The organism is Dermacoccus sp. UBA1591 (genome assembly GCF_002322065.1).
GTDB classification, from domain to species: domain Bacteria; phylum Actinomycetota; class Actinomycetes; order Actinomycetales; family Dermatophilaceae; genus Dermacoccus; species Dermacoccus nishinomiyaensis.
In genome coordinates, this window is record NZ_DCNR01000114.1 from 1 (window position 1) to 7,767 (window position 7,767).

General features: G+C 69.6%; 8 protein-coding genes and 1 pseudogene. 6 read left to right on the forward strand and 3 right to left on the reverse strand.

Going from position 1 to position 7,767, the window contains the following annotated elements:
- A pseudogene (locus B2284_RS13105) lies at positions 1-198 on the forward strand (alkane 1-monooxygenase); the annotation flags it as partial.
- Between the two features lie 138 nt (positions 199-336).
- Here B2284_RS13105 and B2284_RS13110 read toward each other — a convergent pair.
- On the reverse strand, positions 337-795 hold the full coding sequence (locus B2284_RS13110; protein WP_170957241.1) for a DUF2252 family protein: 459 nt from the start codon (positions 793-795) through the stop codon (positions 337-339).
- Between the two features lie 126 nt (positions 796-921).
- On the opposite strand from B2284_RS13110, the gene B2284_RS13115 reads away from it, so the two are divergent.
- Entirely contained in the window at positions 922-1,398 is a 477-nt protein-coding gene (locus tag B2284_RS13115; protein ID WP_136788636.1) for a low molecular weight protein-tyrosine-phosphatase, read from the forward strand.
- A 6-nt stretch (positions 1,399-1,404) separates the two neighbouring features.
- On the opposite strand, the gene B2284_RS13120 is transcribed toward B2284_RS13115, so the two are convergent.
- Positions 1,405-1,803, reverse strand: coding sequence for a hypothetical protein (locus tag B2284_RS13120; protein ID WP_136788635.1), 399 nt, complete (start codon positions 1,801-1,803; stop codon positions 1,405-1,407).
- A 427-nt stretch (positions 1,804-2,230) separates the two neighbouring features.
- Between B2284_RS13120 and B2284_RS13125 the strand changes: the two genes are divergently transcribed.
- The 4 genes from B2284_RS13125 to B2284_RS13140 all read left to right on the forward strand — a co-directional run bounded on the left by B2284_RS13125 (position 2,231) and on the right by B2284_RS13140 (position 6,955).
- Positions 2,231-2,815: an antitoxin gene (locus B2284_RS13125; RefSeq protein WP_136788634.1), complete on the forward strand. Its 585-nt coding sequence runs from the start codon at positions 2,231-2,233 to the stop codon at positions 2,813-2,815.
- A gap of 173 nt (positions 2,816-2,988) precedes the next feature.
- Positions 2,989-4,785: a DNA integrity scanning protein DisA nucleotide-binding domain protein gene (locus tag B2284_RS13130; RefSeq protein WP_240742529.1), complete on the forward strand. Its 1,797-nt coding sequence runs from the start codon at positions 2,989-2,991 to the stop codon at positions 4,783-4,785.
- A 40-nt stretch (positions 4,786-4,825) separates the two neighbouring features.
- Positions 4,826-5,203 carry a DUF6394 family protein gene (locus tag B2284_RS13135; protein ID WP_038569849.1) on the forward strand — a complete coding sequence of 126 codons (378 nt, stop codon included), beginning with the start codon at positions 4,826-4,828 and terminating at the stop codon, positions 5,201-5,203.
- Between the two features lie 3 nt (positions 5,204-5,206).
- The gene (locus B2284_RS13140) at positions 5,207-6,955 is read left to right on the forward strand and encodes an NAD-binding protein (RefSeq protein ID WP_074046395.1); all 1,749 of its coding nucleotides are present in this window, start codon (positions 5,207-5,209) and stop codon (positions 6,953-6,955) included.
- Positions 6,956-7,047: 92 nt separating this feature from the next.
- Here B2284_RS13140 and B2284_RS13145 read toward each other — a convergent pair whose 3' ends face one another.
- A complete protein-coding gene (locus B2284_RS13145) occupies positions 7,048-7,677 on the reverse strand; it encodes a GNAT family N-acetyltransferase (RefSeq protein ID WP_074046396.1) in 630 nt (209 codons plus the stop codon).
- Positions 7,678-7,767: the final 90 nt, after the last annotated feature.

Below are 7,767 nucleotides of genomic sequence, written 5' to 3' on the forward strand. Positions count from 1 at the left end.
ATGCTGCTCGACTCGCCCGCCGGCCACCAGGCGAAGCACATGCTCACCTACACCGCGATCGGCGGCCCGGAGCGCATCGCCGCGTACCTCGAACAGTTCGCCGAGCACGCCATGGCCGACGAACTCATGATGACGAACTCCGCCCGCGGCCTCGACGCCCAGAAGCGCGCACTCGAGATCGTCGGCGGGATTCGCTGACGAACCCGCCCGGCGAGATCGGTAGCGGACAACGGCTCGGGCCCGACCTTCACGAGATGGCGGGTGACTCACGGGTAGGCAGGCAACTGGCCGCTTACCTGTGAGTTACCCGCCATCCTGCATGGCGACGCCGCGACATCACCCGAACAGGTCGGCGAACGCGCCTCGCTCCTTGGCCGCGAGGAGGTCGGCGTGGTCGCGCTCGACCTGGTCCGTACAGTCCTGCGCGTACGCGGCGAGGGCCTCGTCGAGCTCCTTGGCACCCTTGAGGTAACCCCGAAGCGCTGACGGGTGGAGCGTGCGCGTGTGCCCGCGCGCGAGGATGACGGCGCAGACCTGGCCGAAGTCTTCGAGCATCTGCCCGGCGAGGTCGAGCGGATCGATCGAACCCTTCGCGTTGCGGAACTGCCGCAACGGTGACGCGGGCAGGCGCCCCTCCTGCGTCGAAAGGACGTAGTCGACGGCATCACGCTGCTGTGGCTGCGACAGCGCTGAACGAGCGATATCGGTCGGGGCAACACGTTCGGTGGCAGCGGCCAGTCCGGCATCGGCCGTGAGGGCGGCTGCGTCGGCCGAGGGGTCGAGAGCGGTGACCATGCCGTCATCGTCGCGCTGCCGCGCCACGGCCATCGGGCCTGACTCGGAACGCTTGGACTGACGACCCGATGCCCGCAGGGTCGCCGCGAATGGCCGCTATCGGTGGCAGATGCCAGGATGGCGAGCATGACTTCCGTCGTCTTCGTCTGCTGGGGAAACATCTGCCGCTCACCGATGGCCGAGCGCGTCGCCGCGAAATATTTCGCCGAGCACGGGCTCGGTGGCGTCGAGCTGACGAGCGCCGCCACGTCGCGCGAGGAGATCGGCAACCCCATCGACCCGCGCGCCGTCCGTGAACTCGAGAAGGCCGGGTACGACGCGTCGAACCACGCGGCGCACCAGATCACGCGCGACGAGATCGACGCCTGTGACCTCGTCGTCGCGATGGAGGACATCCACCTCGAGCGCATGCGCGACATCTACGGTGGCGAGCTGCCCGACCACGTCGTCCTGCTCACCGACCACGACCCGCAGGCGAACCCCGGCGACGGCGTGCCCGACCCCTGGTACGGCGGCCAGGACGGCTTCGTCACGACCCTCGCGACGATGGAACGCGCCATGCCCGGCCTCGCCGACGCGGTTCGCGCGATCAAGCAGAGCTGACGGCGCTCAGCGCACGAGGTCGGTCTGCACGAGCGGCCCGGTGGGGGTGCTGCCCGGCGTGCCCGACGACGTGCCGTCCAACGTCGCGATGACGCGGCGGGCGTACGTCGGGTCACTCATCGCCTCGACGAGCAGCTCCTGCCACCCGAAGTCGGTCGAGCTCGCCGTCGCCTCGTCGAGACCACCGATGAGCAGCGCACCGGTGGCGTAACGCTTCGTGCCGACGACACGCTGCTCCATCCCGACGGTGAGCCCGCCCGGCAGGCTGCCGGCCTTGAAACCCGTCGCGACGCCACCGCTCACGGGCTGCCATTCGAGGTGGCGGCGCATGACGTCGGCCCCGGCGATCGAGCCGGCGGCGACGCGGTCGTAGAGACGCGCCGTCGACGACGGGTCCTTCGCCACCGCGACCTGCGCGTTGCCCTGGGCCCGCCCGCGCAGCCGCTTGAGCGCCTGCGCGTGGGCAGCGCCGTCAGCCGGGTGGTACCAGCGCTCCGGAGACGTCGTGGATCTCCAGCGACACCGTGTCGCGGTGCGCGGCGAGCACCGCGAGCCCCCCGTCGGCGCCCTGGGGTGACGTCGCTGACGTCGCCACCGACACCGCCGACACCGAAGCGCCCGCAGTAATTGGGGATCCAGCGGGCGACGTAGCGTCCGATCGGGACGCTGGGGCGAGCGCGCCGACGGTGGCGCTCGTCAGGGCTGTGGTCATGGCGTCGCGGCGCTAGAGACCACGCAATGGTCATGTCACGCGAGCTCTTGCGCGGGGGAACTTTCGAGGTCCACGCTGGGTTGTACGAGTCAAGAGATCCATCGACGCAGGGAGACCACGATGTCATTCATGGACAAGATCAAGGCCAAGGCCACCGAACTCGGCCTCGACGAGAAGGCCGCCCTCGCCAAGGAGAAGGCCGCCGCGGCAGCCGAATCCAACCGCGACAAGATCGCCGGCGCCGTCGACAAGGCCGGCGCCACCGTCGATTCGAAGACGGGCGGCAAGTACAGCGACAAGATCAGCAAGGCTCAGGGCGCTGCGCTCAAGGGCGTCGACAAGGTTGCTGAGCAGGGCGCCGGGGCAGGCGCGGCAGCAGGTGCGGGCGCCGGCACGACGACGGGTTCGTTCGGCGACACGGCCGTCGGCTCCGAGCGCGCCTACGACGCCGACCTCGCGGCCGGCGCACAGGACAGCGGTGAGACGGCGACGCAGCGCACCGTCGGCCAGGACGGCATGTCGGCGGCTGATGACCAGTCGCGCGGTGCGAACCCGGTCGAGCGCGCCATCGGCGCCGACGCACCGTCGTCGTCGCTCGACTCGAACACGTCGTACCAGGGCGAGGGTCTCGAGTCGGCCGGCTCCGAGGGCGACTCCGACGGCGAGACGCCGATGCGTCGCGTCGGAAACGCTCCGCGGAGCTGACGCGAGCGCGCGACGCCCGCGGTGGGCGGCACTGAGCGACATTCCCCAAGGGTGGTGGTGCCGGGTCTCATGGCAACCTGGCCCCACCGCCCCACTCGGGTCGGCCCGCGCCGTGGCAACGTCCGTCCGCCGAATGAAGGCCCCTTTGGGGGGCATCGCCAAGGGATGAAACCATGGCGAGCATGGACCCCCGGATCAGCCTCGCGCCGCACATGTGGGACGGTCAGCACGAGCTGCGGTGGTCGATCGAGCGCATTGCCGACGAAGCCCTCGACCGCGCGGGCGTCGAACTCGACCCGCGCGGCTACCTCATCGGCATCCCTGACGGCGACGATGCGCTGCCCGTCCTCGTCGAACCGCAGCGCGACGCGTTCGACGTCACCCGCCTCGAGAGTTTGCACCCGCACTTCACGTCGCTGTTCGAGGAGCGTCGCGCGCGCATGTGCCCGTCGCGCATCGACGATGAGTCGACGGCTACCTGGCACCCCGACCACTACCTCGCCGCTCTGCGCGAGGGGTGCCGCCGCGACGTGATGCGCGAGGCCCTGACGCGTGCGGCGACGTTCGACGACCGCGTCGTCCACGTCGGCATCAGCATCGTCGTCGGCGACTACCGCGTCTTCCCGGTGCTCGCGGTTCTGCGCGACCCGGCGAGTGAAGTGCCGCGCCTACGCACGACGCTCGCCGACGGCCTCGGCGTGCCCGGCAACTTTCCCGAGGCCGTCATCGACGACGTGCTGCGCGCCGCGAGCCACGAACTCGACCGCGTCCACCCCGGTTCGCTCATCGGCCTCGACGCCGGCGCGGTGCTGCGTTCGGCGGCCGACACGTTCATCAACGGGTGCGCCTCACGCGCCGGGCAGAAGTTTCCGCACGGCCTGCGCGATGCGTGCGACGCCGTCAGCGCGCAGACGTACGAGGGCCGCGCGAGCCTCGGCTCCGTCGTCCTCGCCCGCCAGGGGCACCCCGACGTCGCGTGCGAGGTGACGTTCGAGCACGACGTGCCCGTCGGCGTGCCGCGCTCGTTCCGCAAGGCCCTCGAGATGACGGGCCCCGGCTTCGAGCTGCTGTGCGACGGGCGCACCGTCTACGGCATCGGGCGCATGCTCGAGGGGTACGCCCCGGCGACGGAGGAGGTCTTCGAGATCAAGGTCGTCGGCAACGGCGCGTGGGAGCTGTGGCACGCCGACACGCCGTTCCTGCGCGTCGACAACGGCGAGCCGAGCCTGCCGCGCGACGTCATCGACGTCGAGACCTTCGCGCATGCCGTCAACCGCGTCTTCCCCGACGCGCTCAGCGAGCACGTCGACGCGCTGTGGGGCATGACGCAGGCCTGCGTCCGGCAGCAGCACGGCACGATGCTCGTCGTCCACCCCGGTGCGCGCCGTGAGGGGGAACGCCTGCTGCCGCAGGCGTACACGATCGAGCCCACGCACCTGGGCGCCCACGCGTTCGATGCGCTGACGAAGATCGACGGCGCCGTCCTCGTCAGCCCTGACGGCAAGTGTCACGCCGTCGGCGTCATCCTCGACGGCGCAGCCACCGGCACCGGCGACATCTCACGCGGTGCTCGCTACAACTCGGCCATCCGGTACCTCGCAGGGCGAGGCAAGGGCTCGATGGTCATCATCGTCAGCGAGGACGGGCGCGTCGACATCCTGCCGCACGTGGCGCGGCGCGTGCGGCGCGCGTCGGTCGAACGCGCCGTCGCACAGCTCGTGCGAGCCGCCGACGGCGCGACCGACTACGAGAAGTTCTCGCGCCTCGACTCGCGTGCCGCGGCGCTCGAGTTCTACTTCGACGCCGAGCAGTGCGAGGCCGTCAACGAGGCCCGCGAGAGCGTCGAGCAGCAGCGTTGGGCCGAGGAGCGTGTGCGCATGCAGGTCGTGCCCATCACTCCGCATCCGGCCATGGACGACTCGTACTTCATCTCATCGGGAGCCGAAGGACCCCCGGCCCCGCCGAACTGAGCGTGCAGGCCCGCAGGTGCGTCCCCGTTAGGCTCGGGGCATGAACCTCGAGAAAGTCGTCTTCGGCTTCTTCGTGCTGCTGTCGGCCACGATGAACTTCGGTTTCTTCATCGGCGACATGGCCGAGCCGAAACTGCACAACATCAACGAGCTGTACGTCGCGATCTTCGTCAACCTCATCGCACTCGTGCTGAAGTTCGGCGACCGCACGCAGATCGGCGCCGTGCACCTCGCGACGTCGCTCGTCGCCGTCCTGCAGCTCGTCGCGGCGGCCGCGTACTACGTCCTGTCCGGCGGCTATCACAACAGCCCCGGGACGACGGCGAGCATCGTCAGCCTCTCCGGTGGCGCGCTGCTCGCGAACATCGTCTCGGTCGTCCTGCTCGTGTCGGAGACGATCTCCTACCGTCGCCGCTGAGCCATGAACAACCTGCTCGCCTTCCTCGTCCGACGCCCGACGCGGGACACTCCGCGCGTGCGGCGCGCCGTGGAGATCCCCGACGAGGCGCCGTCGACGGACGCGATCTTCATCGTCATCCGACGCATGCGCGCGCCGCTGATCTTCATCATCACGGTGTTCGCGATCTCCGTGCTCGGCCTGACGCTCGTGCCCGGCCGTGATGAGGCCGGCCACACGACGCACCTGAGCGCGTTCGAGGCGTTCTACTTCATCTCCTACACCGCCTCGACGATCGGGTTCGGCGAGATCTACCCGTTCACGACGCCGCAACGCATGTGGGTGACGGTGTGCATCTTCATGACGGTCGTCGGATGGGCGTACGCGATCGGAACGCTGCTGTCATTGCTGCAGTCGGCCAGTTTTCAGCACGCGCTCGCGATGCAGCGCTTCCGCACGAAGGTCAAGCGCATCCGTGAGCCGTTCCTCATCGTCTGCGGGTACGGCCAGGCGGGGCGTCAGGTCTGTCGCGAACTCGACTTCCAGGGGCGCCGGTTCGTCGTCATCGACCGGCACGAAGGGCGCCTCGACCGCATCATGACCGACGAGCTGCAGAGCGAGGTGCCCGCGCTCGAGGCGAACGCGAGCCTGCCCGCGGTGCTCGGCATGGCGGGCCTCGCCAACCAGCACTGCGACGGCGTGCTCGCCCTCACCGATGAGGACACCGACAACCTCGCCATCGTCATGAACGCCACGGTGCTGCGCCCCGGCATGAGCGTCATCGCGCGCTGCACCGACGCGCGCGTCGAGGAAAGCATGCGCGACTTCGCCCCGAACGCCGTCATCAACCCGAGCGACCGCTACGGCGCCTACCTCGTGCTCGCGCTGCAACGGCCCGAGACGTACCGGCTCGTCACGTGGCTGATGGACCCGCGCGACCTGCCGCTGCCGCCGCGGTACGAACCGAAATCGGGCGGGACGTGGGTCGTCGCCTCCGATGACGACTTCGGCGCCGAGGTGTCGAACGACCTGCATCGCGCCGGCATGCACGTCGTCATGGCCGACCCGGAAGAAGGCCACCCCGACGTCAGTGGCGCGAGCGGTTTCATCGCCGGTACGCGCAACGACACGACGAACCTCGCCCTCGCCGAGCACGCGAAGCTCGAGCGCAAGGACCTGTTCGTCGGCGTGCGCCAGCAGTCTGACGCGCGCGCGTCGATCATCACGGCGCTCGGCATCGACTCGGTGTTCACGCCCACCGAACTCGTCGCGCAGGAGAGCCTCGCGCGCGTCATCACGCCGCTGTTCTGGAGCTTCGTCGAATACGCGGTGACGCAGCCGGAAGAGTTCGCCGAGCGCGTCCTGATGAACCTGACGAACCGCTGCGGCGACGTCGCGAAGGACCGCGCGATCATCGACCTCTCTGCGGCCGGCTCGCCCGCGCTGCACCGCTGGCTGCTGCACGACGAACTGACGATCGGACAGCTGCTCGCCAACCCCGACAACCGCGACTCGAAGCTCCCGCTCGTCGCGCTCATGCTCATTCGCAACGGTGAGCACATCTACGCACCCGACGACACGATGACGGTGACACCCGACGACCAGGTGCTCGTCGTCGGCCACCACTGGGGCCTCGAAGCACTCGTGCAGACACAGTTCAGCGACGCCTCCGCCGAATACATCGCCACCGGCGTACAGGTGCCCGAGACGTGGGTGTGGCGGCGTCTGAACCGGTCGAAGCGGCGCAGTCGCTCGCGTCAGCCGGTGGGGTGACGGGGTTCGGGCTGGTCGTTCGGGGCTGACAGGCTCGGGGTCGCGTCGATCTTCGCCCGAAAACGCGTCGGATGTGACGCGTTTTCGAGCAATCAGGCCGAGTGGTCGGGGGCCTCCCATTCGCGACGCAGCAGCGAGTAGAGGCAGGCGTCGACGAACGCGCCGTCGATGACGCCGTCGTCGACGAAGTAGCCCTCTCGCCGGAAACGCAGCTTCTCGAGCACGCGGCCTGACGCGACGTTGCCGGCGAAGACGTCGGCCTGCACGCGGTGGACGTCAGGGAGGCTGAACGCGTGGTCGACGAGTGCACGCACCACCTCCGTGCCGATCCCCTGGCCGGCGACGGCATCGTCGAGTGCGTAGTGGATGCGCGCGACGAGATGCGGTGTCGGAGCGTCGTCCTTCGTCCAGGCGCGGGTGATCGCGAATCCGCAGTCACCGATCACGTGCCCCTCTCGTTCGACGACGAACTGGACCTCGGATCGTTCGTCGCTCGGCTTCGTCATGCGTTCGATGCGCCGCTGGAACTTCTCCCGAAGCTGCGCCGCGGCGAGGTCGCCGTGGCTGAGCCAGCGGTAGACGTTCGGGCGGGTGCGGTAGGTGACGACCGCGTCGATGTCGTCATCCGTCATGACGCGCAGGACGGTGCGCCCGGTGACGAGCGGGTGTCTCGGCGCTGCCGACGGAAGGGTGGTGCGGCGCTGTCCGCGGGGTTCGGTCACCGTCCTGTTGTACCGCGAGACGCCCGCCCGCTCTGCCCGGCCCCAGCCCGTGGGATCGGCTCTGGCGTGCCGCCCGTCGGCGGTGGCTGG